Genomic DNA, 25,914 nt, shown 5'->3' on the forward strand with positions numbered 1-25,914 from the left:
CCTGCGTGCGTGGCTCAGCTTTCGCGCGCGTACAGCTGCAACGACCGGTCCAGACCGTGCAGTTCGTACGCCTCCCGCTCCACGTCCGCGCTCGCCCGGCCGAACCCGGCGCGCGAAACCACCTTCTGCGAAGGGACGTTGGAGCGCTCGACGGCCGCGAAGAGGAGCTTCACGTCGTCGCGGGCCAGGGCCCACTCGGAGAGCGCGCGCAGGGCCTCGGTGGCGTAACCGTTGCCGCGGGCCGCCTCCACCAGGTCGTAGCCGACCTCGGCGCGGCTCTCCCCGTCCGGGACGCCGTGGAAGCCGATCGCGCCGACCGCGCGTCCGTCCTCGCGCCGGACGAGCACGAACATGCCCCACTCCGGGCGGTGCGTGCCGGCCGCGTACGCCTTGGCGACCATGCCGGCCGCCGAGACCGTGCCCTCGAAGGGGCCGCCCTCGATCCACTCGAAGCCGCCGGTGCCGCCGGCGGTGAGATCGGCGGCGGCCGCGGGCGTGACGCCCTGCAGGGTGAGGCGCTCGGCGGGGACGACCAGGTTGTTGTTCCAGCGCCACTCGGTGAGCGGCGCGCGGTCCGGCAGGTCACCGCGGCCGGTGGCCCACAGCAGGGTGCGCCAGTGATCGGGGCCGGGCCGGACGTGCGGGAAGATCCGCGCGAGGACGTCCTGGCAGAGCTGGGCCGGGGGCTCGTACGACAGGCCGAGTCCTTCGGCGATGTCATGCGTGTGCAGCAGGACTTCGGTGATGCCCATCGCGGCGAAGCCCTCGCGGTTCGCGCCGCCGAAGGGGTACGGGTGGAAGGCGCGGGTCTCGCGGGGCGTGGTGCGTACGGTGGCGGCGAGCAGGGCGCCGGTCGTCTCGATCACCTCGATGACGCCCGCGTTGTCGGTGCCCTCCTCGATCACGATCTCGAAGGGGACGTACGCCGTGGACGCCCGGCCGGCCAGCTGGCCCGCGTACGCGATGAGATCCTCCGCGACGTGCACGGCGGTCGCCCGGCAACTCCACTCCACGCGGCCCGCCTTGACCCCTTCCCAGTCTCGTCCGGCCACCGTCCGCAGCAGTGCCGCGGCCCCCGCGACGGCTTCCTCGACCTGATCCCCGCCCATGTCTCGCATGCGGCGAGAATAGGGGGTTCATACCTCTGTGCGAACCGGATTCCTGGCCGCGGCCGGCCGGCCACCGGGCGTGGGCCGTCGAGGCGCAGCCGAACCCGGCGTCGACGACCGTGCCGTCGAGCCAGGGTCCGCCGGTGGTGCCGATACGGGCCGGTCCAGCGTGCGTGCGGACCCGGACAGGAGCTAGGCGAGCCGGTCCAGCTCCGCGCGGAGGTTGTCCCGGGCGGGTGTCTCCCATTCCCGCTGCCCGTACGGCGTCCGGAACAGCCTTGGCAGGTCCAGGAGTTGACTCAGCACCGCCGCCCGGCCCGCGCGGAAGGCGTCCGGCGGGACGAAGCCGTACTCCTCGCGGACGGCGGCCGTGTAGGCGGCGTACGCCTCCGGGGGTGCGGCCAGGATCCCGAGGTCGGCGTCGCAGAGGACGGCGCCGTCGGCGTCGCCCGGCTGCGGGTCGTGGGTGACGGTGAGGCGGACCAGGCGGGCGACCTCGGCCGTGCGGGACGCGGCCACGCCCAGCTCGGGCAGGGCCCGCTCGGCGAGCCGCGCGGAGCGCTCCTCGTTCGTCGACCGGTCGGGGAGGTACACCGCGTCGTGGAACCACGCCGCGAGCCGGACCACGGCCGGGTCGTCCGCGTACTCCTCCAGTACGTCGACCCGGTCCAGCACCGCGACGAGGTGATCGACGGTGTGATAGCGCCGCTGGGGCTCGGCCCAGCGGGCGAGGAGGTTCTCGGCGTAGGGGAGGGCAGGCGTCCTCCGGATCTCCGGGTCCGGCGCCGCCGGGGTCCGCGAGGGCGCGCTGTCGCCGGAGTCCGTGCCGCGGGCCTCCGCGACCGCCGCCGCCCAGCGCTCCGTCAGGGCCTCGTACGCGGGGTGCCGTGCCGCCGCCCCGGCCCTCGCCGCTTCTTCCTCCGCCATTTCTGCCATGGCGTTCATTGTCCTCTCCGCCCCCACGGGCGGCCCCGCCGCCTAGCGTGGGGGACATGACTTCTGTGGATGCGACGGATGCGACGGACGTACGGGACCCGGAACTGCCCGGGCGGCTGCTGCTCACCGAGCGGGACGCGCTGATACCGCTGCTGCGGGCGCGCCCGGACGGGGACTTCGCGGCGCGGACCGCGTGTCCCGGGTGGACCGTGCGGGATGTGCTCGCGCACTGCGGGGCCGCGTTGATGCGGGTCGTGGAGAGCCGGTTCGAGAAGGGGGTGTTCGAGCCGGCGGCGAACGACCGGGACATCGCCGAGCGGGACGACTGGCCGACGGAGCGGGTCGTCGACGAGCTGGAGCGCGGGATGACCGAGGCCGGCCCGGTGATCGCCAAGGCCGGCGGGATCCTCGACGCGGTCGCGCTCGGCGAGTGGGTGCACGCCGGCGACGTACGCGAGGCCTTCGGGGAGCCGGGGGCCTACGCCGGTGAGGGTCTGCCGTCCGCCCTCGCGCTGCTCGCGCGGATCACCCGTGAGAAGGGCCACGTCCCGCTGCACGCCGACCTCGACGACCTGGACGAACCGCTGCGGCTCGGGGCGGCGTCGGGGACCCGGCCGCCGGCCCGCTACATCGGCGACGCGCCCACTCTCGTACGGCTGTACGCGGGGCGCTCGCTGGTCGGCACCCGGTACGAACTGGCGGGGGCCAGGGAGGCCGAGCTGAACATCTTCGGAGGCTGAGCGGCGCGCTTCTGCTGATCTTCTCGCGGGCGCGGGCCCGACCGGCGTAGTCTTGGATTGGACTAGACCTGTAGCCGCCCCAAGGGAAGAGGTCCTATGAGCAAGCGTGCGGTCCTGGAGGTGATCGCCCTCGATGTCGAGGACGCCGTCGCCGCCCAGGCTGGAGGCGCGGACCGGCTCGAACTCGTCGCGGACATGGCCGCCGACGGGCTCACCCCGGCGGTGGAGACGTTCGCCGGGATCCGCGCCGCCGTCGACATCTCGCTGCGCGTGATGCTCCGGCTGGCCGACGGCTTCGCGGCGGGCGACGCCGCCGGAGTCGACGCGCTCGTCGGGACCGCACAGCGGATGCGGGCCGCCGGTGCCGAGGAGTTCGTGCTCGGGTTCCTCGACGAGGACGGCGGTCCCGACCTCGCCGTCGTGGAGCGGCTGGTGGCGGAGCTGGACGGGTGCCGGTGGACGTTCCACCGCGCGATCGACCGGGCCGCCGACCGTGACGCCCTGCGCAAGCAGCTCGCGGACCTGCCGGGCCTCGACGCCTATCTGACGGCGGGTTCCGCCGCCGGCGTCGACGACGGGCTGCCCACCCTCCTCGCGGAGATCGCGCGCCGCGGCGAACCCGGCTACGAGCCGCAGCTCCTCGTCGGTGGCGGCCTCCGCCTCGACCACCTCCCCGGGCTGCGCGCCGCCGGCCTCGACGCCTTCCACATCGGCGGCGCGGCCCGGCCCGGCGGCTGGACCGCACCGGTCGCCGCCGAGGCGGTACGGGAGTGGCGCGACGCCCTGGACGCCTAGGGAGTGTCCGGAACCCCGGCGAGCCAGGGTTCCGGGTTCCGGCCGTGCTCCTGCCTCAGACCTGTACGGGATCCGGGACCGCGGGTGTCCGGGGTGCGGGTGCGGGTGCCGGTCGGGTCGTGAACACCGAGACCCCCACCGCCAGGGTCATGAGCGCCGTCCCCGCCAGCAGGAACCAGCGGTCGCCGAGCAGCGCCATGGCGAGGCTGCCGGTGCCGCCGGCCGCGGCGATCCCCAGGTACAGCGCGCTGCTGTTGAGGGAGATGAGCAGCGGCGCGTTGGCGGGGTCGAGCGAGGCGAGACGGGCGATGAGGGCGACGGTGACCGCCCAGCCGGCGACCGGGGTGAGCGCGGAGGTCACCAGAGCACTGGGCATGGACTGCAGGGTCCAGGGGGACGCGGCCGACAGCACCGTCGCCGCCGTACCCGCGAAGAGGATGACCCGGCGCGGGCCCAGCCGGTCCACCAGCCGTCCGCCCACCGCGCTGCCGCCGACCGAGGCGATCCCGGACACCAGGAGGAGCAGCGTCAGCCGGTCCTGGTCGCCGCCGGTCGCCGGGTGGGCGGCCACCGTGTAGTAGATGAAGGTCGTCTGGAAGGCGAGGAAGACCAGGAAGGTCGTGAGGGCGGCACCCAGGACGCGGGAGTTCGCGAGCGGTGCGAGACGCTCCCGAAGACCCAACACCTTTGCCGGCTGCGGGAGTTCGCGCAGCATCAGCGCGAGCCCCGCGAACGCGGCCACGCCCAGCGCCGTCACCAGCCACATCGTCAGCCGCCAGTCCGTACGGCCGATCCAGGTGCCGAGCGGCACACCGAGGGCGGTGGCCGCCGTGAGGCCGCCCATCACCACGGCGATGGCCCGCCCGCGCCGCTCCGGTGGCACCAGCGCGGTGGCGACGGCGTTGGCGGTGGGCGTGTAGAGCGCGGCGCCGGCCGCGGCCAGGACGCGGGTGACGAGCAGGACGCCGTACGAAGGGGCCAGCGCCGTAAGGGCGTTGGCGATGCTGAACACGGTGAGCGCGATGAGCAGGGCGCGGTGGCGCGGCCAGCGGGCGGTGACGGTGGCGAGCACCGGCGCCAGTACCGCGTACGACAGGGCGAAGACGGTCACCACCTGACCGGCGACCGAGATGGAGACATCCAGATCGCCGGCGATGAGCGGCAGAATGCCGGCCATCACCATGCCATCCGTTCCCACGGCGAAGGTGCCGAGAGCGAGCAGGAGCAGACGTAGACGCACAGGTCCCCCAGAATCCGTCCGGCGCTGAGCGCAACGGTAAACGGTTTGACGTTGGTCAAACAATAGAGACTGTTGGATGATTGTCAAACGGTCTGGGACGAGGAGGGTCCGTGCACGACGAAGAGGGCGAGTGGCTGCCGCAGCCCGACGTGGCCGACATCGAGCTGGTCAAGGTGCTGCACGCGCTGGGCGACCCGGTGCGGCTGGCCCTGCTGACGGTGTACGCGGGCGGGGAGCAGTTCAGCTGCGCGCCGGGTGCGCTGGGGCTGGCCCATCTGCACAAGTCGACCGTCTCGCACCACATGCGGATCATGCGCGAGGCCGGGATCACGTCGACGCGGGCCGTCGGCCGCAACCGCTATGTGCAGCTGCGGCGCGCCGACCTCGACGCCAGGTTTCCCGGCCTCCTCGAGGCGCTGCTGAAGTCCCTGCCCGAATAGGGCCTCCGCCCCGGCGGTTCAGGCCAGTTGGCCCGGCAGTGGGGCCGCGTGCGTCACGATCAGGCCCGACACCGCTCGGGTCAGCGCCACGTACAGGCGGCGCAGTCCGGTGCGTTCGTCCGGTTCGCCGTCGACCACGGCCCGCGGTTCGTCCAGGACCACGTAGTCGTACTCCAGGCCCTTGGCGAGGGAGGCGGGCACGAGGGTGAGGCGGGTGTCGGGGGTCGTCTCCTCGCCGGGGCCGAGGCAGGTGATCCCGGCCGCGGCCAACGCCTCGGCCAGCGCCGGGATCCGGGCGTCGGCGGCGATCAGCCCGATCGACCCCTCGCGGCGCAGCGACTCCTCGCAGGCGGCGACCACCTCACCGTCCGCGGCGACGGCGCGCACCTCGAACGACCCCGGGTTCTCCCGCACCGACGCCACCGGCGTGAGCCCCGGCGCGATGTGCGGCAGCAGCCGGGACGCGTAGGTGATGACGTCCGCGGGCACGCGGAAGCCCGCCGTCAGCTCCTCGACGACGGCCTCGCTCTTGCCCAGGTGCTTCAGGGCCTCGTCCCAACTCCGGGTCGCCCAGGGCGTCGTGCCCTGCGCGAGGTCGCCGAGCACGGTCGCCGAACCGGTCGTGCAGCGCCGGCCCACCGCCCGGTACTGCATCGGCGACAGGTCCTGCGCCTCGTCGAGCACCACATGCCCGAGCGAGTGCGTGCGCTGAACGAGATCGGTCGCCTCGTCGATCAACACCGCGTCCGCGGCGGACCACTTGGCCGACTTCACCGACCGCGCGGGCTTCGCCTGGAGGATCGTCTTCTGCTCGTCCTCGTCGAGGAGGCCCTCCGCGTGTTCGGCGAGGAAGTCCGCGTCGGACAGCAGGCGCAGCACGAGCCGGGCGGGGTCGACGGGCGGCCACACCGCCTTCACCGCCGCCTTGACCGCGGGGTTGCGGGCGACGGCGTCCTGCACCCGGTCGTCCGGCGCCTCGCCCGACCGCTCCATCTGGACGAGGACGGCATGCGCGATCCGCTGTGGCAGCGCCTCGCGGGCGGCGCCGTAGCGGATGTCGCGGTCCTGCAACTGCCGCACGATGTCGTCGAGTTCGTATGCCGGGACCCGCCAGCGGCGCGAGCCGCGGACGACCACGACCGGCTCGGCGGGCGGGGTCACATGGGAACGGACCGCCCTGCGCAGCACCTCCGCCATCCTGGCGTCGCCCTTGATCACGGCGGCGGGGGCGTCGTCCGTGCCGCGGATCTCCACGTGGGCGACGAGATCGTCCACCGTCGCCTGCTTGACCTCCAACTCGCCCAGTGCGGGCAGCACTTGCTCGATGTAGTGGAGGAAGGAGCGGTTCGGTCCGATGACCAGGGTGCCGGTGCGGGCGAGCCGATCCCGGTGGGCGTACAGCAGATAGGCGACACGGTGCAGACCGACGGCCGTCTTTCCGGTCCCCGGGCCGCCCTGGACGCAGACCGAGCCGGAGAGCCCCGCCCGGACGATCTCGTCCTGCTCGGGCTGGATGGTCGCCACGATGTCGCGCATCGGACCGACACGTGGCCGTTCGATCTCCTGCTGGAGCAGCTTGCTGGTGGCCGCGGCCTCGGCGGGATCGGAGAGGTGCTCGTCCTCGTACGCCGTGAGGTCCCCGCTCGTGTACCCGAAGCGGCGGCGCAGCGCGACGTCCAGCGGGTCCTTCTTGGAGGCCCGGTAGAACGGCTGGGACACCGGGGCGCGCCAGTCGATGACCATCGGGTCCCCGTCGGCGTCGTGCACATGCCGGCGACCGATGTAGAAGCGCTCGCCCGCCGCGCCCTCCGCCCGGTCGGCGCCCGGAGCGTGCAGATAGTCGAGCCGTCCGAAGAACAGCGGGGTGTGGCTGAGGTCGGCGAGGGACTTGATGCGCTCGCCGATCTGGCGCTGGAGGACCTCGGCGTTCACCCAGTTCGCGGTGACGTCGCTGATGTCGAGGGACTCCGCGTCCTCCCGCATCGCGCGCAGAGCGGCACGGGAGTCGGCGAGATGCGTCCGCTCGCGCACCAGGGGGTCGTCGGGAGTTTCCGGCAAGGGTGACACGGGCGTTGCCTCCGGGAGCGACTGTGAGTGAGGTGGCGGTCTGCCGTCCGGTTTCCGTCCGGACGACGGCACTCCGTGAAGGGAGGCGGGCAAGAGCGGAGATTTTAGGCGAGGGCGGGGGGTGGGGGCGAATGGTTTTGCCGGGGGCGACCGTCCGGCGCTGCCGCCGGGCCCGTCGACCCCGGCGACGTCAGGGTTCGTGACCCCGAATTCCCTAGGGGTCGCCGGGGGACGCGTCCCTCCGGAGGTGTAGGACGGGCGGCCCGCAGGTGTACGACGCGGCGGCCGAGGTTACATCCGAAGGCCGACGCGTCCGGGTGGCCGGGATTCCATCATGGAGGTATGAGCGCAGCCACCTTCACCCCACATCACCTCCCCCCGAGCGGGGCGAGCGCCCTCGAGGGGAGCCGCCACCAGCGCCACCGCCTCGGCGACGCCCTGCGCGCCGTCAAGGTGTTCGCCGGCGCCGCGATAGGCGTCGTCCTCCTCGGCGAATACGGCGAGGACGCGGGCGTACGACGCCGCTGACTCCGGGGCCGCCCCTGGAGCCACGGCCCGGGCCGACCGGTCCCGGAGGCTAAGGTTCCGTCGTGATTCGACGGAACGTGACCTTTCGTGCACCCTCCGCAGTCCTCCTGCTCGCCGTCTCCCTCGCCGCCTTCGCCGCGCTGTGCGTCCTCCAGCGCGCCCCGATGGCCGACGCCCTGGTCTACCGGGCGGAAGGCGCGGCCGTCGCCCGCGGCGGCGATCTGTACGGCTTCACTGTCACCGAGTGGCAGCTGCCCGCCACGTACCCGCCCTTCGCGGCCATCCTCTTCGTGCCGCTGGCCTGGCTCCCGCCGGCCGCCCTCAAGGTGGCGTTCCTCGCCGGCAACGCGGCGCTCGTCGCCCTCCTGGTCCGGCTCTCCTGCCGCTTCGCCGGCCTGCCCGCCCCCGCACCCGTCGTGTGCGCCGCCACCGCCTGCGCCCTCTGGCTCGAACCGGTCTTCCAGACGCTGCTCTTCGGGCAGATCAATCTCGCGCTCGTCTGTCTGATCCTCTGGGACCTGAGCCGTCCGCCGGGAGCCCGGGGCCGGGGCATCGCCCTGGGCATCGCGGCCGGCGTGAAGCTGACGCCCGCCCTCTTCGTCGGGTATCTGCTGCTCTCCGGGTGGCACCGGCACCGCGCCGGGAACGAACGGGAAGGGCGGGAGCGGGTCCGGGACGGGCTCACCGCGCTGGCCTCCTGCGGCGGCACCGTCCTGGTCGGCGCGCTCGCGCTCCCCGCCGCGAGCCTCGACTTCTGGACCCGCCGCGTCTTCGAGACGGGACGGGTCGGCAAGGCGTGGCTCGTCGACAACCAGTCGTTGCAGGGGCTCGTCGCGCGAGCCCTGGGCGACCCGTCACCGGGCCCGGCCTGGGCGCTCCCCGCGGTGGCGGCCGGGTGCGCCGGCCTCTGGGTCGCCTGCCGTACCCCGGACGCCCGTTGGGGCGTTCTCGGCACGGCGTTCACCGCGCTCCTCGTCTCGCCGATCAGCTGGTCCCACCACTGGGTGTGGTGCGTACCGCTGCTGGCGGTCCTGCTCGCCCAGGGCCGTACCGCGGTCGCCGCGCTGACGGCCGTCGTCTTCACCGCCCGGACCCTGTGGCTGGTTCCGCACCAGGGGGACCTGGACCTGCGACTGCCGTGGTGGCAACAGGTGTTGGCGTCCCCGTACGTCCTGCTGGTGCTCGCGCTGACCGTGTCGGCCTGGGTGTCGGTGCGCCGCGCGCCCGCGCCGGGCACCGACCAGGGCCCGGCCGCGCTCAGCCCTCTTCGGGAAGCAGAATGTCCGCGTCGTCGAAGATCCGCAGCATGACCAGCAGCAGCCGGCCCCGCGACACCATGTACTCCGCGACGATCTGCGACGTCAGCCGGATCTCCCGGTCCTGGTCGCCCACGCCTATCGCGCGGGACAACTCCGTGTAGGGATCGCGGGCCAGCAGCTCGACCGCCTTGTCGAGGGACGCCCGGCGCGCGGGATCCAGCCGGTCACGGTCACGCGCCGCGGGCTCGGTGTACACCACCTCGTAGAGGTCCTCGTGCCGCATACGCCCTCCCAGCCGTGCCTCGCCCCGTACGGCCAGCGTACCCAGGGAATGCGGGGCCGCACCGGGCGGCCTTCGAGTGGGTGAGGGCGACCGGAGAGCGTGGGCGGTCAGGGACCGGCCGCCCACGTCTGCGATTGCCGCCCCGTCAGCTGCCGGCCAGCAGTTCGTCCGCGTCGACGATCCGGTACGCGTACCCCTGCTCCGCCAGGAAGCGCTGGCGGTGGGCCGCGAAGTCCTGGTCGATGGTGTCGCGGGCGACCACGGAGTAGAAGTGCGCCTGGTGGCCGTCGGCCTTGGGCCGCAGCACCCGGCCGAGCCGCTGCGCCTCCTCCTGCCGCGACCCGAAGGTCCCGGACACCTGGATGGCGACCGTCGCCTCAGGAAGGTCGATCGAGAAGTTCGCGACCTTCGACACGACGAGCACACTGATCTCGCCCTGCCGGAACGCCTCGAAGAGCTTCTCGCGCTGCGCGTTCGACGTCTCGCCCTTGATGACGGGCGCGTCCAAGTGCTCGCCCAGCTCGTCGAGTTGGTCGATGTACTGACCGATCACCAGGGTCTGCTGCCCGGCGAACTTCCGGACCAGCGCCTCCGTCACCTTCCGCTTGGTCGCGGTGGTCGCACAGAAGCGGTACTTCTCCTCGGCCTCGGCGGTGGCGTACGCCAGCCGCTCGGACTCCGTCAGATTGACCCGTACCTCGACGCAGTCGGCGGGCGCGATGTAGCCCTGCGCCTCGATCTCCTTCCACGGGGCGTCGAACCGCTTCGGGCCGATCAGCGAGAACACGTCCGACTCGCGTCCGTCCTCACGCACGAGCGTCGCGGTCAGCCCGAGCCGCCGGCGCGCCTGGAGATCGGCGGTGAACTTGAAGACGGGAGCGGGCAGCAGATGCACCTCGTCGTAGACGATGAGCCCCCAGTCCCGGGAGTCGAAGAGCTCCAGATGGGGATAGATCCCCTTCCGCTTCGTCGTCAGCACCTGGTACGTGGCGATCGTGACGGGCCGGATCTCCTTGCGCGTACCGCTGTACTCGCCGATCTCCTCCTCGGTCAGCGAGGTCCGCTTCACCAGCTCGTGCTTCCACTGGCGGGCGGAGACGGTGTTGGTGACGAGGATGAGCGTGGTCGCCTTCGCCTGCGCCATCGAGCCGGCCCCGACGAGTGTCTTGCCGGCGCCGCAGGGCAGTACGACGACCCCGCTGCCGCCGTGCCAGAAGTTCTCCACGGCCTGCTTCTGGTAGGGCCTGAGCGCCCAGCCGTCCTCGGCCAGCTCGATCGGGTGCGCCTCCCCGTCGACGTACCCGGCAAGGTCCTCGGCGGGCCAGCCCAGCCGCAGCAGCGTCTGCTTGATCTGCCCGCGCTCGGAGGGGTGCACGGCGACGGTGTCCGGGTCGAGACGGGCCCCGACCAGCGGCGCGACCCGCTTCGAGCGCAGCACCTCCTCCAGCACCGGACGGTCGGTGGTGGTGAGCACCAGACCGTGGATCGGGTGCTTGCTGAGGGTGAGCCGCCCGTAGCGGTCCATCGTCTCCGCGATGTCCACCAGCAGCGCGTGCGGCACGGGGTAGCGGCTGAACTCCACCAGCGCGTCCACGACCTGCTCCGCGTCGTGGCCCGCGGCCCGCGCGTTCCACAGCCCGAGCGGGGTCACGCGGTACGTGTGGATGTGCTCGGGCGCCCGCTCCAGTTCCGCGAACGGCGCGATGGCCCGACGGCAGGCGCCGGCCAACTCGTGATCGACTTCGAGCAGGAGTGTCTTGTCGCTCTGGACGATGAGGGGTCCGTTCACACCCGTCCCTTTCTGCGTGCCGGCACCGCCGCGCGGATGCCCGGCCAAACGTCCAGTGTGCCGCACCGGGCGGCGATCATGCGGGGCCCGCGGCTCACGCCTGTTCGTCGGCCAGCTCGGCGACGCCCGTGATGCGGTGCAGCGGATAGGTGCGGACCTCGTCGGCCGTGTGGTCGTACGCGGTGACGAAGCCGCCCTCGACCCGGACGGGGGCGATGACGCGCTGGGTGGCGGCGCCCTCGGCGTTGACGTATCCGATCCAGACGGTCTCGCCGGTCAGGACGGCGGCCTGCATGGTGGCGAGGGTCTCGGCGGAGCCGGTGCGCGGGAGGCCGCCTTCGCCGGCCGGGGCGGTGGCCGGGCCGGTCTTGCGCGGGGTGGTGGAGGCCAGGTCGCCGGCGCGGACGGCACGGATCGCGGCGCCGAGGAGCGTGGCGTCGGGGACCGGGGGCCCCTCCGGGACCGGCTCGGGTGCCGTGCGCGGCGGAGTGCGGTGGGCGTGGGCCCGGGTGATCAGGACGTCGCCCTCCGCGGACTCGGCGGCCGGCGCGAACCCCATCGCCCGCAGGCCGTCGAGGAGCGTCGCCGGGTCGGCCTGGGCGGCGAGGACGGTGGGGGCGAGCCGGCGCAGCCGCAGTCCGGCGGAGCGCTTGTCGGCGAGGATCTCGTTCAGCACCGCGTCGTCGTCGCAGCGGACGTACGCCGAGGCCGCGCCGATCCGCAGATGGCCGTGGCGGCGGGCCACGTCGTCGATCAGATACGTGAGCGGCTGCGGAACCGGGGTGCGCGAGTGGGCCGCGAGGAAGGCGTGCAGGTCGGCGGCGGCCCGGCCGGCGTCGAGCGCGCGGCGCACCGAACCGGGGGTGAACCGGTACACCGTCGCGCCGCCCTTCGACTCGACGTCCGCGAGCACCCCGAGCGTGTCGGCGAGCGGGCGCCGCAGCGGGCCGGGCGCGACCGCGGTCAGGTCCGCCTGGAGGAGGACGTGGTCCAGCGGCTCGGGCAGCAGCGGCGCGAGCAGCCGGGCGGCGTGGGAGGCGTCCGCGGCCCGTTCGGCGGGGGAGCGGGGGGCGCGGGGGACCTCGGCGGCCGGGTGGTGGCGCTTGTGGGCGGGGAGCTTGTCGCCGGGACCGGACGGTTCGGTGTCCTGGGCGGCCACGGCGGGCAGCCCGAGCAGCGCCCGGCCGTGCGAGGAGAGCGCTCCGCGACCCGTGACGCCCAGCGACTCCGCCTCGGAAAGGGTCCAGCGGGCGAGCCGGCTGCGCAGGTCGTCGGTCGGGACACGGGTGCCCGGGGCCGCGGTGCCCGGCGGCTGGGTGCCGCGCAGCGGGCGCTCCCAGTGCAGGCGGGCCAGGACGGAGTCCGGGGCGGCGGAGGCGCCCTCGGGGAGCGTGCCGAGGAGGGCGAGGACGCGGTGGCGGACCTCGGGGGCCGCGGAGCGGTCCAGGCCGGGGCCGAGCGCCGAGAGCGTACGGTCCTTGGCGTCCCGGCCGCCGACCAGGCCCGCCGTCCGGGTCCCGGCGAGCCAGGCCGTGGCGAGCCGGGCCCAGCGCTCGGCGGCGGGCCGCTCCATCCACTCGTCGTACCCGGGCGTGGCGGCGTACCGCTCCTCGGCCTCGCCGTCGGACGCCAACAGGCCGGCCGCGTAGGCGAGTTCGATCCAGAAGGCGGCCACCGGCTCGGTGACGTCCAGGGCCGCCGCCGTCCGCTTCAGGTCCCGCACGCTCAGCCCGCCGGCGCGCATCACCGTCGGCCCGCCCTCGTCCCAGTCCTTGAGCAGTTCCTCCACCGTGGCGAGCGCCGTGTAGGCCTGGCCGGCCGCGGTCGCGTCCACCATCGGCGGCCGGTGCGTCGCGGCCGGCTCGACGGCCGGCGGCAGCGGCTCCGTCTCGCGGTGCGCGCGGCCGGCCCGCAGATGGAGGGCGGCCTCCCGTGGCAGTACGACCGTGCCGGGCGCCGTCGGCAGCAGCAGACCGCAGTCCAGGAGCCGGCGCAGCCTGGGCGCGGGGTCGGCGGTCACCTGGCCGTAGGGCGGGCCCCAGACGAGCCGGGACAGCACCTCCAGCGCGTCCGCGGGGACTTCGTCGAGCAGCGCCGACATCCGCGTGCGGTCCGTGAACAGCCCGGTCAGCGAGGTCACGGCCGAGACGGCGTCGTGGGTGGTCGGCAGCCCGGCCGCGGTCACGATCTCCTGGATACGGCCGGGGGACATGCCCGACGTGGCCTCCGCGACCGTCGGGCCGAGGCCCGTCGGGGACGGGTGCTGCGGGGACGGGGCGAGCAGCTCACGGGCGGTGCGGACCAGCCGGAGCCGGTCGTCCGCGCCCCACACCAGGGCCTGCTCGCGGAGCGTGCCGAGGGCCTGCGGGAGCGCGCCGGTGACCGCCGGGTCGCGGTCGTCGCCGGCCATCAGGGCGAGGAGTTCGTCGTACGTCGCCGGTTCCGGCGCCACGGCCAGGGCTTCCGCCGTCTGCAGCGCGAAGCGGTCCAGCCGTTCCAGGGCGCGGACGACGGAGGCGCGGGTGCCGGCCCGGGTGGCGAGTTGCGTGAGGTCCGTGGGGACCGGGGTGATGAGGTCGGGGCGGGCACGCAGCAGCGCGGAAAGGGAGGCGTCGTCCCGGGTGCGGAGGGATTCCGCGAGGGAACGCGGGGCCGCCCCCGTACGCTCCTTCACCGGCTCCGCCGGGTGCTCCTCGGTGCTCATCCGGTCCACGGTAGCGGGTGCCCGCACCGCGCGGGCCCCCGCCGCTGCCGCCGCGGCCGCCCGGGGACACGGCCGTCGGGCGCCTTCCGTCCGGAGGTTCCCGGGCCCGTCGTCGCGGGGCGGCCCGCAGGCGCGGCGGGGCGCCGGCGTGGGGCGGTGCTGCGTATGTCGGGTATGTACGCGGTACCGTCGGGTCACGGGATGTTCAACGTGCCTGTCCCGGAGGGGACTTCGTGGGGATTGAGAGCGATCAGCTCGTCTTCGACTATCTGAGCCGGGTCGGTGACCTGGCCCAGCAGCGCCAGCTGCCGTCCGGGACGCGGATGCGCCTCGTGTCGGAGCTGCGCGGCGAGATCGACCGGCGCCGGGCGAAGACCGGCATGGACAGCCCGGCCGGCGTACGCCGCATCCTGGCCCGGCTCGGCAGCCCCGACGAGGTCGTCGCCGCCGCGGGCTCCGGCGCCCCCGGGGTGACCTCCGACGCGACGCAGACCCGGGCCGCCGTCCCCGTCCAGCGCACCCGGGAACAGCGACCCCGGGAAGCGCGGGGCCTGCGCCGGGTCGTACCGCGGCCGCGTCCCGCCGAATCCGAACCGGCCGAGGCCCCCCGCGACGTACCCTCCCCGCCGCACCTCGCCTCCGCGCACGAGCTGGGCGACAGCGCCACACAGCCGGACTGGTGGCGGGTCGACAGCAGCCCGTTCGGGCCGGGGGAGAGCGTGCCGGGGTTCGTCGGCGGTGTGGAGATCCCCGAGATACTCAAGCCCCCGCCGGAGCAGCGGGACCCCGCCGACGAGGACGACGAGGGCAAGGACGCCGTCCCGGCACCCGCCGAGGACGTCGTGGAGGCCGCGCCCGCGCGCCGCCGCCGGCTCCCCCGCCTCAGCGGCTGGAGCAACCCGCTCCTGCTGCTCGCCGCCGCCCTCCTCGTCGCCGGCGCGATCCTCGGCAACTGGATCGCCCTCGGCCTCGGCTGGCTGATCGCGTACTCGTCCCGCCGGCTGACGCCCGCCGAGTCGAAGTGGGCGGTCCTGGTCCTGCCGGGGCTGGTGGCCACCGCGGGTGTCGTCTGGCTCTGGGGCCGGACGAACGGCCGGTGGGGCGATCCCGTCGCCGACGGCCACCTGAGCGACGCGATCACCGAGACCTGGCCCTGGGTGGTCCGCGGCGCCGCCGTCACCTCCGCGCTCTACCTGGCCTGGCGTTCCCAGCGCCACCGCTGACCCGGCCGGCCGGCGCGGTCGGCCGCCGGGCGGCCCGGAGGCGGCCACGGGTCACTGGGCACAATGGCCCATATGACTTCGCGCGCGCTGACCGTCGGCTTCGACCTCGACATGACCCTGATCGACTCCCGCCCCGGTATCCACGCCTGCTATCAGGCGCTTTCCGCGCGCACAGGGGTGGCCATCGACTGCGATCTGGTCGTCACGCGGCTCGGGCCGCCGCTGGAGGAGGAGCTCGTCAACTGGTTCCCGGCGGAGCAGGTCGCCGCCGTGGCCGACGTCTACCGTGAGATGTACCCCACACACGCGATCACCGGCACGCTCGCGCTGCCCGGCGCCCGCGAGGCCGTCGAGGCCGTGCACGCGGCGGGCGGCCGTGCGGTCGTCGTCACCGCCAAGTGGGAGCCCAACGCGAAGCTGCACCTGGAGCATCTGCGCATCGACGCCGACGCGGTCGTCGGCAACCTGTGGGCCGAGCGGAAGGCGGAGGCGCTGCGCGAGTACGGCGCGAGCGTCTACGTCGGCGACCACACCGGCGACGTCCGCGGCGCCCGTACCGCGGACGCGTACTCCGTCGCCGTGGCCACCGGCCCCTGCGACGCGGCGGAGCTGCGCGCGGCGGGCGCGGACGTCGTCCTCACGGACCTGACGGAATTCCCGGACTGGCTGACGGCCCACACGGCCGGCTGAGCCCACCGGGGCCGTCCGGCCGCCGTTCCGGGAACGCCCGGCCGCGCCCCGGGGGCGGCCCGGTCACGACCCCGACGCGCGGGCCCGGCGGCGACCCGCGGTGACCGACTGGAACACCCCCGCCCCGGCCATCAGGAAGCCGACGCCCATCAGCATGCTCAAGCCGAACATGTACGTCGGAAAAGGCGTCGTGTCGAGGAGCAGCGGTGCCACGGTGACCAGAGTGGCCACGGCTCCGATGAAGAAGACAATGGCGCCGGCACGGATCAGCCAGTCACCGGCTTCTGCGGAATTCGGTTGGGTTTTGTCACGCACCCGACCAGGGTAGTTCCCAGCGCGAAGGAACAATCCGGCGACGTCTTGTCACCAGCCCCCGGACCATTAGCCTTGGTACCGGCGGGTCCGACGACCCGCTGTAGTGCTATCCAGAGCAGTTTCCGGGCAGTTGCCGACGCGGTTGTCCCAGCAGTTTTCCGAGCAGTTTCCGACGAGTACGAGGACGAGGACAGACGTGCCTACCGGCAAGGTCAAGTGGTTCAACAGCGAGAAGGGCTTCGGCTTTCTCTCCCGCGACGACGGCGGCGACGTCTTCGTTCATTCCTCGGTCCTGCCCGCCGGAGTCGAAGTCCTCAAGCCCGGCCAGCGGGTGGAGTTCGGTGTTGTCGCGGGCCAGCGCGGTGACCAGGCACTCTCGGTGACCATCCTGGATCCGACCCCGTCGGTGGCCGCCGCGCAGCGCCGCAAACCCGATGAACTCGCGTCCATCGTCCAGGATCTGACGACCCTTCTCGAAAACATCACGCCGATGCTGGAGAAGGGCCGCTACCCCGACAAGGCCTCCGGCCACCAGATCGCCGGTCTGCTGCGCGCGGTCGCCGACCAGCTCGACGTATAGCCGCATCCCGCATCCCGTATCCCGCCGAGCGCCATTTCCCGCCAACCAGTACCGCCGGCACCATCCGTTCCCGCCGGTCTCGCGTGGCGTTCTACGGGAAGTTCAGCGCGTCCGGGCCGAGGGGCGGCACCAGTCCCTCGGCCGCCGCGCGGGTGAGCAGCCCGCGGACCGCGGCATAGCCGTCCTCGCCCAGGTCGGCCGTGAACTCGTTGACGTACAGGCCGATGTGCTGGTCCGCGACCGCCGGGTCCATTTCCTGGGCGTGCTCCAGGACATAGGCGCGGGAGGCCTCCGGGTCGTCCCAGGCGGCGCGGACCGAGGCGCGCGCCGACTCGGCGAGCCGCCGCAGCCGCTCCTCGCCCAGCGACCGCCTGGCGATGATCGCGCCCAGCGGGATCGGCAGACCCGTCGTCCGCTCCCAGTGCTCGCCCAGGTCCGCGAGCTTGTGCAGACCGTAGTTCTGGTACGTGAAACGGGCCTCGTGGATGACCAGTCCCGCGTCGACCTTCCCGTCCCGCACGGCCGGCATGATCTCGTGGAACGGCATGACGACGATCTCGCCGACCCCGCCGGGCACCGTGTCCGCCGCCCAGAGCCGGAAGAGCAGATACGCCGTCGACCGCTCGCTCGGCACGGCGACCGTGCGGCCCCTCAGGTCCGCATCCGGCTCCCGGGTCAGGACCAGCGGGCCGCAGCCCCGGCCCAGCGCCCCGCCGCACGGCAGCAGCGCGTACTCGTCGAGGACGTACGGCAGCACGGCGTACGACACCTTCAGCACGTCGAACTCGCCGCGCTCGGCCATGCCGTTGGTGATGTCGATGTCCGCGAAGGTCACGTCGAGCGCGGGCGCGTCCGGGATGCGGCCGTGGGCCCAGGCGTCGAACACGAAGGTGTCGTTCGGACAGGGCGAGTAGGCGATCCGCAGGGGGCCGGCGGGCGTGGACGCGGTGGGTTCAGTGGGTGCGGTCATGTGGGTTCCAACTCTCCAGGACGGGCACGAGCTTCCCGAACGCCTCGGTGAGTGCCGCGAGGGCGTCGCCGATGCGCCAGGCGGCACGGTCGCGCGGGCCGACGGGATTGGAGACCGCGCGCAGCTCCACGACGGGCACGCCGTGCGCGGCGGCCGCCTCCGCGACGGCGAACCCCTCCATCGCCTCGGCGAGGGCACGGGGGTGGCGCAGCCGCAGCTCGGCGGCGCGCGCGGCCGTCCCGGTGACGGTGGAGACCGTCAGGACGGTCCCGGTGCGCGCTCCGGAGGCCGCCGCGAGCTCTCGTACGAGTGCTTCCGGCGGACGGTGACTGACGGTTCCGAAGCCCAGCTCGGTGACCGGGACGAACCCGTCCGCGGTGTCCGCCCCCAGGTCCGCCACCGTGATCTCGTCGGCGACGACGAGCGAACCGACGGGCGCGTCCGGCTGGAAACCGCCGGCGATGCCCGCGGAGACGACGAGGTCGTACGGCGCGCCGCCGAGCGCGGCCGCGGTGAGCGCGGTGGCCGTGGAGGCGGCGGCGAGGGCGGGGCCGACACCGGCAACGAGCAGGTCGTGGCCCCCGACCCGGTGCAGTGCCGGGGTCCGCCCGGGGAGCGGGACCTCATGAACGGCGGACGCGAACGCCCGGGCCACCGCGTCCCGCTCGGCGGGTACCGCGGTGGCCACCAGGACACGTACGGCGGCCGTGTCCGGGAATCCTTCGGCAGACGTGATCAGGAATCCTTCTTGAGCTTGAAGGTCCACAGGCCGGTGACCTTCTGCTCGGTGCCCTCCCTGACGGAGACGAGCGTCGAGTTGCCGCTCGCGCCGTACTGGGCGTTGAAGAACACGCTGCCCGGGATCGTGCGGTAGGTCTTCTTGCTGGAGTCGGTCAGCGGCTGACCGTTCATCAGGATCGTCCAGCCCTTGTCGGCGATGTCGGGGTCCACACCGAACCGCACGGTCTCGTCGGGGTCGACCTTGATGGACTTGATGTCCTTGGCCTTGAGGCACTTCGCCAGGTCGGCGGTGGTCACCGCCTTGCCGTCGTCGTAGCAGTCGGTCTCGGAGTTCACCGAGCTCTTGCCCACCGTGATCGTGGCCAGCGGCGTCGGCTTGTCACAGGCGGACAGGGTGAGAAGTCCGGCGGAAACGGCGCCGATGGCGGCAACGGCGCGGCGGCGGCGCGCAAGGCGGTGTCCATTAGCGGCTCTGCCGCGGGGCAGGGAGGTCATGGCCGAAGGCTATCGGGCACGCCCACCGCTCCCCCCACGTGGGGTGCGGCGTGCCGCGCGCGGCAACGGGTCCTGGGCTTGTCCGGCGGACCCTGCCTCCGCGCAGGGCGGGGCGGGTCCCAGGTCCGACCGGCGTGCCCCCGGATTCCGCGCGGCGGGCGGGCCCTACGTCACTCGCTCCCGCGCCGGCCCGCCGCGGCGGGCCGTGCCGAGCAGCCCCCGCACGGTGGTGAGCCAGCCGGTGGCGACGATCGCGGCGGCCACGGAGAGACCGAGCGTGCCGTTCAGCGGCAGCGCCATGCCGATCCCGCCGCCGATCACCCACGCCACCTGCAGCAGGGTCTCCGAGCGGGCGAAGGCGGACGTACGGACCAGCTCCGGCACGTCCCGCTGGATCAGCGCGTCCAGGGACAGCTTGGCGAGCGCCTGCGCGAACCCGGCCACCGCGGCCAGACAGGCCACCAGGACCGCCCCGAAGAACACGGCCGCGGTGATCGCCGCGCCCAGCACGAACGCGACGACCGTCACGATGATGATCTCGGGAGCGCGTGATTTCAGCCAAGCTCCGACCGCCGTGCCCAGCGCGTTGCCCGCACCCGCCGACACGCCCACTATCCCGAGGGAGACCGCCGCGCTCTCGCCGGTCAGCGGATGCTCGCGCAGCAGGAAGGCGAGGAAGAAGATCAGGAAGCCGGACAGGCAGCGCAGCGCCGCGTTGGCGGCGAGGGCGTGCGTCACGGCCGTACCGACCGTACGGAGCCCCGGGCGCGGGACCTTCAGATGCGGCCCGTGCAGATGCTCCTCGTCCGCGGCCAGCAGCGCCTTGTCCTCGCCCTTGGCCGAGTCGACCTTGGACGGCAGCGAGAACGACAGGAACATGCCTGCCACGAAGATCACGAAGGCGCCGTAGAGCGGCCAGCGCGCCCCGAGCGCCTGGAGACCCGCCCCGATCGGCGCGGCCACCCCCGTGGCGAGCAGGCCGCCGAGCGTCACCCGGGAGTTCGCCTTCACCAGGGAGAAGCGGGGCGGCAGCAGCCGGGGCACCACGGCGCTTCTGACGACCCCGTACGCCTTGGACGCGACGAGCACCCCGAGCGCGGCCGGATACAGCTCGATGCCGCCGGTCACCACCGCGCCCGAGAGCAGCAGTGCGAGCAGCGCCCGGGCGAGCATCGCGCCCGCCATGGCCGCGCGGCGGCCGTGCGGCAGACGGTCCAGGAGCGGGCCGATCACCGGCGCGAGCAGCGTGAACGGCGCCATCGTGATGGCCAGATAGAGGGCGACGCGGCCGCGGGCCTCGTCGGTGGGGACCGAGAAGAACACCGTCGAGGCGAGCGCGATGGTGATCATGACGTCGCCCGCGCCGTTCACCGCGTGCAGTTCGATCAGTTTGCCGAGTCCGGACTCGCCCGCGCCGTGCGCGTGCGTCGCCTTGCGGATTCCGCGTGCCGTCCCCGTCACCGGGAAGTGCAGGGCACGGCCGACCGCGCGGACGGACCCGCTCACCCGGGCCGATCCGCCACCTCGGCTGCTCCCCTTGGCCCCACCGATGCCGGTGGACCCATGGGACGACCTCGCGGCTGCCACTCCGTCATAGTGCCCCGAGAAGGGCGAACGTAGTGCCGTTACCGCGCGTATGGAGCTGTACGGAGGTGTGGCGGGACGGTGTCCGCAGGGCCGATCCGCCGCCTGGCAGGCGGACGTGCGGGCCGCCTGCGCGTGCCTGCCGGGTGGGCGGAACGCCCGTCCGACGCCCGTCCGACGGGCGGACGGACGGGCCAAAACGCCCGCCGCGAGCGGCGGAGAGCCAACCTGGCCGCACGCCGGTGTGGGCCCAGGCGCCGGAAGAAGGTAGCGTGCGTAGCGCGCCTGCGGCGGTTGTTCTCGGCCGCGCGCCTCTCGGCCATCCCGCAGAATGGATGGCGTAGGTGCGCCCGAGCGCGATCGGGCGCGGACGTCGACGCGGTCCTTTGGTCCGCTCCGTCCGCACCCCCGCCGAGTACTGGCGCACCCGTGAGACGGCGTAGGAGAGAAGCGATACCTGTGAGCGCAGCGACAACGCGAAGCCGCACCCCTGACCGCTTGTGCGCCGAGGCCGTCGACCTCGCCCGTGCCGCCGCCGAGGAGGCCGCCGCACCCGGCGTCGTCGGTGAGCACGTGGGGCTGGTCTCCGAAGGAGACCGTGTGGTCACGCACTACTTCGAGTGCAAGGAGCCGGGGTACCGCGGGTGGCGCTGGGCGTCGACCGTGGCCCGGGCCTCCCGCGCGAAGGTCGTCACCCTCGACGAGACCGTGCTGCTGCCCGGTTCCGACTCGCTGCTCGCGCCCGAGTGGGTGCCGTGGAGCGAGCGGCTGCGGCCCGGTGACATGGGTCCCGGCGATCTGCTGCCGACGGACGCGGACGATCTGCGGCTTGAGCCCGGTTACTCCGGCGAGGACGAGCCGGCGCCGAACTCCGCCGTGTCCGACGAGATGGCCGAGCTGGTCGAGGCGGAGGACGCGGAGGTGGCGGGCGGGGCGCCCGCGACGCTGCCGGTCGTGCCGTCCCGCGGGTCGATCGCCTCCGTGGCCGAGGAGCTCGGTCTGCGTCGCGCCCGGGTCCTGTCCCGGTACGGGCTGCACACCGCGGCCGACCGGTGGGAGGAGGCGAGCGGGCCCAAGACCGCGATGGCGCAGGCGGCGCCCGCGGCGTGCGTCAGCTGCGGCTTCCTGCTGCGGGTCGGGGGGTCGCTCGGGCAGGCGTTCGGTATCTGCGCGAATGAGTTCTCGCCGGCGGACGGTCGAGTGGTGTCGTTGGCGTACGGGTGCGGGGGGCACTCGGAGGCGGCGGTCATGCCGAAGCCGCCCCGGCCGGCTCCGCCGGTGATCGACGAGACCCGGGTCGACCCGTTCCCGCTCCGTCCCTCCCCGGACTCGGGGTCGGTGCCGACGGCGGCGGACGAGTCGTCGGCGGAGCTGGGCCACTCTTAGCCGGCGTGGGCCTTTCGCTGGCGGGGGCGCCTTGAGCGGGGATCGCCTTGGGTTGGTGGGTGCGCTGTCCGGTGGGTGGGTGGTTCGCCTGGCGCCGGTGGGTGGGTCGGGTCCGTGCCGGTACATCCGCCCGTCGCCCTACCGGCTGTGCTGTCTTCTGGGGGCGCTCTGTTGCCTGTCCTGACGCATGGCGACGGGCATTTGATGTACCGGCACGGCCCCTTCGGCCGGTTCGCGACCGCGGGTGCGTGGGGGTTGCGGGCCAGGGTGGCCCGCCGTCGCCGGCTTGTGCTGCGGGCAGCGGCAACCGTCTTTGCTGCGAGCAGCGAGCAGCGGGCATGCGGTGGCGGCGAAGCCGCATGGCTGCGGGCGGCGGGCACCCCGGGGGGCGGCGGAGCCGCTATAGCTGCGGGGCAGCGGGCACGCGGTGGGGCCGTACGGTCATAGCTGCGGGCATGCGTGCCGCTAGGGGCGGCACGGGTGGGCGCAGCGGCACCCGCTAGGCGCCGGGCTCGCCGACCCACCCCCACGCCAGCCCCGATGCCGGGTGCCCATGCGGGTACGGGACCGGGCCCACCCGGGCGGCACCCCCGTGGCGCCGGGCTCGCCGACCCACCCCGCGCCAGCGCCAGCACAGGGTGCCCAGGCAGGTAGGGGAATGGGCGCCGCCCCGTGGAGCATGTGGGCGCCGGTGGGGGAGGGGGCCGCGCGCGGTACCTTCGTGCGGCGGCCCGCCCTGCGCTCGCGGCCGCGCCACACGAGAGGGAGAGTGAACCGTGAGCAAGTTCGTGCGGCCGGCAGCCGAGGGCGCGGACCCGTTCGGAACGGCGCGTCTGCGCCGCGGGGTGCTGGACGCCTGGGCCACCAGCCCGGCCCGCTTCCGCGAGGACGCCAACGCCGAGGAAGACCTCGTACTCGGCGGCTACCGGGACAGACTCGTCGTCGAGCTCGCTCAGAACGCCGCCGACGCGGCGGGCCGCGCCGGGGTACCGGGCCGGCTCCGGCTCACCCTCCGCGACGGAGTCCTCGCCGCGGCCAACACCGGCGCCGCCCTCGACGCGACCGGCGTCGAGTCGCTCTCCACCCTCCGCGCCTCCGCCAAGCGCGACGCGGACGACACGGCCGTGGGCCGCTTCGGCGTCGGCTTCGCCGCCGTGCTCTCCGTCACCGACGAGCCCGCCGTCCTCGGCCGCCACGGCGGAGTCCGCTGGTCCCTCGCCGAGGCACGGGAGCTGGCCGGCGACACGGCCCGGCACAGCCCGGGACTCGGGGACGAGATCCGGCGCCGCGACGGCCATGTGCCCCTGCTCAGGCTCCCGTTCGCCGCCGAGGGCAGCGCTCCGGACCCGTACGACACCGTCGTGATCCTGCCGCTGCGGGACACCGCCGCGGAGGATCTCGCCGAGCGGCTGCTGCAGGGCATCGACGACGCGCTGCTGCTCGCCCTGCCCGGCCTCGAAGAGGTCGTCGTCGAGATCGGGGACGGAGAGGTCCGCACGCTGCGGCGCCGTGCCGACGAGGACGGCGTCGTCGTCGAGGACTCCCGCGACGGCAGCACTCGCTGGCGTACGGTCTCCCGCCACGGCCCCCTGGACGCCGTACTCCTCGCCGACCGCCCGGTCGAGGAGCGGCTGCGCCCGCACTGGTCGGTGACCTGGGCGGTGCCCGTCGACTCCGACGGCACCCCGGCCCGCCCCCGCACCAGCCCCGTCGTGCACGCGCCCACGCCCAGCGACGAGCCGCTCGGCGTGCCCGCGCTGCTCATCGCCTCCCTTCCGCTCGACACCACCCGGCGGCACGCCGCTCCCGGGCCGCTGACCGGCTACCTCGTGGAGCGCGCGGCGGACGCGTACGCCGAACTCCTCGCCGCCTGGCGGCCGGTGGGCCCGGGGATCATCGCCCTGGTGCCCGGCCCGCTCGGCAAGGGCGAGCTGGACGGCGCGCTGCGGCAGGCGATCCTGGACCGGCTGCCGCGTACCGCCTTCCTGCCGCCGGCGGTGGAGCCGAGCGGACCGCCAGCCCCGGCCGACTGGGCGGAGCCCGGCGACGAGGAGACGGTGGCCCTGCCCGTCGCGCTGCGGCCCCGTGACGCCGAGATCGTCGAGGGCGCCGGTGACGAGACCGTCCGGGTGCTCGCCGAGGTGCTGCCCAGCCTGCTGCCCGCCGGGCTCGAACGCCGGGTGGAACTGCGCACGTTGGGCGTCGCCCGGGTGCCGCTCACGGAGGCCGTGGACCGGCTGGCCGGTCTGGAGAAGGAGCCCGACTGGTGGCGGCGGCTCTACGACAGCCTCGCGGGCGTCGACCCGGACCGGCTGTCGGGGCTTCCGGTACCGCTCGCGGACGGGCGTACGACCATCGGGCCGCGCCAGGTCCTGCTGCCGACCGCCGACGGCCCCCAGGCCGCCCCCGAGGCGCTCGCCCGGCTCGGTCTCAAGGTCGCCCACCCGGACGCCGCGCACCCGCTGCTGGAGAAGCTCGGCGCGCTGCCCGCCACGCCCCGCGCCGTCCTCACCACCCCCCAGGTCCGGACCGCCGTCGCCGCCTCGCTGGACGACGAGGGCGGCTGGGACCAGGAGGGCCCGGACTCCGAGGAACTCGCCGAGACCGTGCTCGCGCTGGTCCGTGACGCCGGCCTCGAAGCGGGCGACGAGCCCTGGCTCGGCGCACTCGCGCTTCCCGACGAGGACGGCGAACTCGCGCCCGCCGGCGAACTGGTGCTCCCCGGCAGCCCCTTCGCGCAGGTCATGCGGGAGGGTGAACTCGCTTTCGTGGACGCCGAATTCGCGGACCGCTGGGGCGAACAGCCGCTGGCCGCCTGCGGTGTGCTCGCCACCTTCGCCCTCGTCCGGACCACCGACGTGGTCCTCGACCCGGACGAACTGGAGCCGCGCGACACCGACTTCGCCGAGCCGGACGACGCGGGCCTGCTGGACGCCGTCGACGTGTGGTGCGAGGACGTCCTCGACCAGCTGCCCGACACCCCGGTGCCGCCCGTCGCCACCGAGATCGTCGCCGTACGGGATCTGGATCTCGTGGACGACGAGCGGTGGCCGCAGGCGCTGGCGCTGCTGTCCCGGCCACCGCTGCGGGACGCGCTCACCCAGCCCGTGCGGATCCTGCTGCCGGACGGCACCCACGAGATCGTCCGGCCGTACACCGCCTGGTGGCTGCGCGGTCACCCCGTGCTCGACGGGCGCCGGCCGGCCGGTCTGCGCGCGGCGGGCGGCGATCCGCTGCTGCACGGCCTGTACGACGAGGCCGACGCGAGCGGGTTCGACGACGAGCAGGTGCTGCGGGCCCTGGGCGTCCGCACCTCCGTCGCCGCCCTCCTCGACGAGCCCGGCGGCGCGGCCGAGCTCCTGGACCGGCTCGCCGACCCGCAACGGCAGGTCTCGGCCGCCCAACTGCACGCCCTCTACGGCGCGTTGGCCGACCTCGACCCCGAGAAGGTCACCCTGCCGGACGACCTGCGGGCCGTGCTGGACGGCCGAGTGAGCGTCGTGGACGCGGCCGACGCCGTGGTCGTCGACTCGCCCGACCTGCTGCCCTTCACCGGCGGCATGCCACTGCTCCCCGTACGGCCGGCCCGGGCCGCCGATCTCGCCGAGCTGTTCCAGGTACGGCGGCTGAGCGAGTCGGTGACCGGCGAGGTGACGTCCGAGGGCGTCGAGCACGAAGTCCCGGATTCCGTACGGGTGTTGCTGGGCCCCTCGACTCCCACGACGTACGTCGAGCACGAGGAACTCGTCGTCGACGGCACCGAACTCGACTGGCGCCGCACCCGCGACGGCGTGCTCCACGCGTCCACCCTGGAGGGCGTCGCGGCCGGCCTCGCCTGGGCCGCCGCCCAGTGGCCCCGCCGCTTCGAGGTGGCCGCCCTCCTGGAGGACCCGTCCCGCACGGAGGAACTGGAGCGGGACCGCTGGTTCGACTGAGGCCGACACGGACGGCAGGGCCGCCCCACCGGTGAGACTCCGGTGGGGCGGCCCTGTTTCGGCTATCCCCAGATGTGTGCGTACATCGCTGCGTACCGCGTGTAC

Annotated in this window: 22 protein-coding genes; 10 read left to right on the forward strand and 12 right to left on the reverse strand. The window is 74.0% G+C overall.

Going from position 1 to position 25,914, the window contains the following annotated elements; all coding sequences use genetic code 11:
• Positions 1-14: 14 nt before the first annotated feature.
• Both ACFWM2_RS12380 and ACFWM2_RS12385 read right to left on the reverse strand, forming a co-directional pair.
• Positions 15-1,118 (reverse strand): GNAT family N-acetyltransferase, encoded by a 1,104-nt coding sequence (locus ACFWM2_RS12380; protein ID WP_383277006.1) that lies wholly within the window; start codon positions 1,116-1,118, stop codon positions 15-17.
• A gap of 183 nt (positions 1,119-1,301) precedes the next feature.
• Positions 1,302-2,036, reverse strand: a complete 735-nt coding sequence (locus ACFWM2_RS12385; protein ID WP_383278288.1) for a hypothetical protein — start codon at positions 2,034-2,036, stop codon at positions 1,302-1,304.
• Between the two features lie 65 nt (positions 2,037-2,101).
• On the opposite strand from ACFWM2_RS12385, the gene ACFWM2_RS12390 reads away from it, so the two are divergent.
• Positions 2,102-2,785, forward strand: a complete 684-nt coding sequence (locus ACFWM2_RS12390) for a maleylpyruvate isomerase family mycothiol-dependent enzyme (RefSeq protein WP_383277009.1) — start codon at positions 2,102-2,104, stop codon at positions 2,783-2,785.
• Positions 2,786-2,881: 96 nt separating this feature from the next.
• Entirely contained in the window at positions 2,882-3,580 is a 699-nt protein-coding gene (locus tag ACFWM2_RS12395) for a copper homeostasis protein CutC (protein ID WP_383277012.1), read from the forward strand.
• 55 nt (positions 3,581-3,635) lie between these two features.
• Here ACFWM2_RS12395 and ACFWM2_RS12400 read toward each other — a convergent pair whose 3' ends face one another.
• Positions 3,636-4,820 (reverse strand): MFS transporter, encoded by a 1,185-nt coding sequence (locus ACFWM2_RS12400; protein ID WP_383277015.1) that lies wholly within the window; start codon positions 4,818-4,820, stop codon positions 3,636-3,638.
• Positions 4,821-4,930: 110 nt separating this feature from the next.
• Between ACFWM2_RS12400 and ACFWM2_RS12405 the strand changes: the two genes are divergently transcribed.
• Positions 4,931-5,260 (forward strand): ArsR/SmtB family transcription factor, encoded by a 330-nt coding sequence (locus ACFWM2_RS12405; protein ID WP_383277018.1) that lies wholly within the window; start codon positions 4,931-4,933, stop codon positions 5,258-5,260.
• Between the two features lie 18 nt (positions 5,261-5,278).
• Here the strand turns inward: ACFWM2_RS12405 and ACFWM2_RS12410 are convergent, their stop codons facing one another.
• Positions 5,279-7,327 carry a HelD family protein gene (locus tag ACFWM2_RS12410; protein ID WP_383277021.1) on the reverse strand — a complete coding sequence of 683 codons (2,049 nt, stop codon included), beginning with the start codon at positions 7,325-7,327 and terminating at the stop codon, positions 5,279-5,281.
• A gap of 342 nt (positions 7,328-7,669) precedes the next feature.
• On the opposite strand from ACFWM2_RS12410, the gene ACFWM2_RS12415 reads away from it, so the two are divergent.
• A complete protein-coding gene (locus ACFWM2_RS12415) occupies positions 7,670-7,855 on the forward strand; it encodes a hypothetical protein (protein WP_383277023.1) in 186 nt (61 codons plus the stop codon).
• Positions 7,856-7,962: 107 nt separating this feature from the next.
• Positions 7,963-9,165 (forward strand): glycosyltransferase 87 family protein, encoded by a 1,203-nt coding sequence (locus ACFWM2_RS12420; protein WP_383278291.1) that lies wholly within the window; start codon positions 7,963-7,965, stop codon positions 9,163-9,165.
• On the opposite strand, the gene ACFWM2_RS12425 is transcribed toward ACFWM2_RS12420, so the two are convergent.
• The 3 genes from ACFWM2_RS12425 to ACFWM2_RS12435 form a co-directional block, all read right to left on the reverse strand.
• Complete coding sequence (locus ACFWM2_RS12425) at positions 9,113-9,397, reverse strand: type II toxin-antitoxin system RelE/ParE family toxin (RefSeq protein WP_383277025.1); 285 nt, start codon at positions 9,395-9,397, stop codon at positions 9,113-9,115. The genes ACFWM2_RS12420 and ACFWM2_RS12425 overlap by 53 nt on opposite strands.
• A 145-nt stretch (positions 9,398-9,542) precedes the next feature.
• A complete protein-coding gene (locus ACFWM2_RS12430; protein WP_383277028.1) occupies positions 9,543-11,186 on the reverse strand; it encodes a DNA repair helicase XPB in 1,644 nt (547 codons plus the stop codon).
• A 94-nt stretch (positions 11,187-11,280) separates the two neighbouring features.
• Positions 11,281-13,890, reverse strand: coding sequence for a helicase C-terminal domain-containing protein (locus tag ACFWM2_RS12435; RefSeq protein ID WP_383277031.1), 2,610 nt, complete (start codon positions 13,888-13,890; stop codon positions 11,281-11,283).
• A gap of 233 nt (positions 13,891-14,123) precedes the next feature.
• On the opposite strand from ACFWM2_RS12435, the gene ACFWM2_RS12440 reads away from it, so the two are divergent.
• The gene (locus ACFWM2_RS12440) at positions 14,124-15,113 is read left to right on the forward strand and encodes a hypothetical protein (RefSeq protein ID WP_383277034.1); all 990 of its coding nucleotides are present in this window, start codon (positions 14,124-14,126) and stop codon (positions 15,111-15,113) included.
• A gap of 72 nt (positions 15,114-15,185) precedes the next feature.
• Entirely contained in the window at positions 15,186-15,803 is a 618-nt protein-coding gene (locus tag ACFWM2_RS12445) for an HAD family hydrolase (protein ID WP_383277037.1), read from the forward strand.
• A 63-nt stretch (positions 15,804-15,866) separates the two neighbouring features.
• On the opposite strand, the gene ACFWM2_RS12450 is transcribed toward ACFWM2_RS12445, so the two are convergent.
• Complete coding sequence (locus tag ACFWM2_RS12450; protein ID WP_383277040.1) at positions 15,867-16,118, reverse strand: hypothetical protein; 252 nt, start codon at positions 16,116-16,118, stop codon at positions 15,867-15,869.
• Positions 16,119-16,314: 196 nt separating this feature from the next.
• On the opposite strand from ACFWM2_RS12450, the gene ACFWM2_RS12455 reads away from it, so the two are divergent.
• Positions 16,315-16,698, forward strand: coding sequence for a cold-shock protein (locus ACFWM2_RS12455; protein WP_383277043.1), 384 nt, complete (start codon positions 16,315-16,317; stop codon positions 16,696-16,698).
• Between the two features lie 91 nt (positions 16,699-16,789).
• Here the strand turns inward: ACFWM2_RS12455 and ACFWM2_RS12460 are convergent, their stop codons facing one another.
• From ACFWM2_RS12460 to ACFWM2_RS12475, 4 genes are all read right to left on the reverse strand, one after another.
• Positions 16,790-17,668 (reverse strand): 1,4-dihydroxy-6-naphthoate synthase, encoded by an 879-nt coding sequence (locus ACFWM2_RS12460; RefSeq protein WP_383277046.1) that lies wholly within the window; start codon positions 17,666-17,668, stop codon positions 16,790-16,792.
• The gene (locus tag ACFWM2_RS12465; RefSeq protein ID WP_383278294.1) at positions 17,652-18,404 is read right to left on the reverse strand and encodes a futalosine hydrolase; all 753 of its coding nucleotides are present in this window, start codon (positions 18,402-18,404) and stop codon (positions 17,652-17,654) included. The genes ACFWM2_RS12460 and ACFWM2_RS12465 overlap by 17 nt, the downstream gene beginning before the upstream one ends.
• Positions 18,404-18,904 carry a DUF2771 domain-containing protein gene (locus ACFWM2_RS12470; protein ID WP_383277049.1) on the reverse strand — a complete coding sequence of 167 codons (501 nt, stop codon included), beginning with the start codon at positions 18,902-18,904 and terminating at the stop codon, positions 18,404-18,406. The genes ACFWM2_RS12465 and ACFWM2_RS12470 overlap by 1 nt, the downstream gene beginning before the upstream one ends.
• Before the next feature lie 165 nt (positions 18,905-19,069).
• Positions 19,070-20,491 carry an MFS transporter gene (locus tag ACFWM2_RS12475; RefSeq protein ID WP_383277052.1) on the reverse strand — a complete coding sequence of 474 codons (1,422 nt, stop codon included), beginning with the start codon at positions 20,489-20,491 and terminating at the stop codon, positions 19,070-19,072.
• Between the two features lie 456 nt (positions 20,492-20,947).
• On the opposite strand from ACFWM2_RS12475, the gene ACFWM2_RS12480 reads away from it, so the two are divergent.
• The gene (locus tag ACFWM2_RS12480) at positions 20,948-21,874 is read left to right on the forward strand and encodes a DUF3027 domain-containing protein (RefSeq protein ID WP_383277055.1); all 927 of its coding nucleotides are present in this window, start codon (positions 20,948-20,950) and stop codon (positions 21,872-21,874) included.
• Positions 21,875-22,650: 776 nt separating this feature from the next.
• Complete coding sequence (locus ACFWM2_RS12485; protein WP_383277058.1) at positions 22,651-25,809, forward strand: sacsin N-terminal ATP-binding-like domain-containing protein; 3,159 nt, start codon at positions 22,651-22,653, stop codon at positions 25,807-25,809.
• Positions 25,810-25,914 lie beyond the last annotated feature (105 nt).

The sequence above is a fragment of the Streptomyces sp. NPDC058371 genome (assembly GCF_042723265.1).
In the GTDB taxonomy this organism is placed as follows: Bacteria; Actinomycetota; Actinomycetes; order Streptomycetales; family Streptomycetaceae; genus Streptomyces.

Excerpts from the sequence above, each read along its gene's own strand:
- ACFWM2_RS12380 (WP_383277006.1), bottom strand. The coding sequence starts at position 1,118 with ATGCGAGACATGGGCGGGGATCAGGTCGAGGAAGCCGTCGCGGGGGCC.
- ACFWM2_RS12385 (WP_383278288.1), bottom strand. The coding sequence starts at position 2,036 with ATGGCGGAGGAAGAAGCGGCGAGGGCCGGGGCGGCGGCACGGCACCCC.
- ACFWM2_RS12390 (WP_383277009.1), top strand. The coding sequence starts at position 2,102 with ATGACTTCTGTGGATGCGACGGATGCGACGGACGTACGGGACCCGGAA.
- ACFWM2_RS12395 (WP_383277012.1), top strand. The coding sequence starts at position 2,882 with ATGAGCAAGCGTGCGGTCCTGGAGGTGATCGCCCTCGATGTCGAGGAC.
- ACFWM2_RS12415 (WP_383277023.1), top strand. The coding sequence starts at position 7,670 with ATGAGCGCAGCCACCTTCACCCCACATCACCTCCCCCCGAGCGGGGCG.
- ACFWM2_RS12425 (WP_383277025.1), bottom strand. The coding sequence starts at position 9,397 with ATGCGGCACGAGGACCTCTACGAGGTGGTGTACACCGAGCCCGCGGCG.
- ACFWM2_RS12435 (WP_383277031.1), bottom strand. The coding sequence starts at position 13,890 with ATGAGCACCGAGGAGCACCCGGCGGAGCCGGTGAAGGAGCGTACGGGG.
- ACFWM2_RS12445 (WP_383277037.1), top strand. The coding sequence starts at position 15,186 with ATGACTTCGCGCGCGCTGACCGTCGGCTTCGACCTCGACATGACCCTG.
- ACFWM2_RS12460 (WP_383277046.1), bottom strand. The coding sequence starts at position 17,668 with ATGACCGCACCCACTGAACCCACCGCGTCCACGCCCGCCGGCCCCCTG.
- ACFWM2_RS12470 (WP_383277049.1), bottom strand. The coding sequence starts at position 18,904 with ATGACCTCCCTGCCCCGCGGCAGAGCCGCTAATGGACACCGCCTTGCG.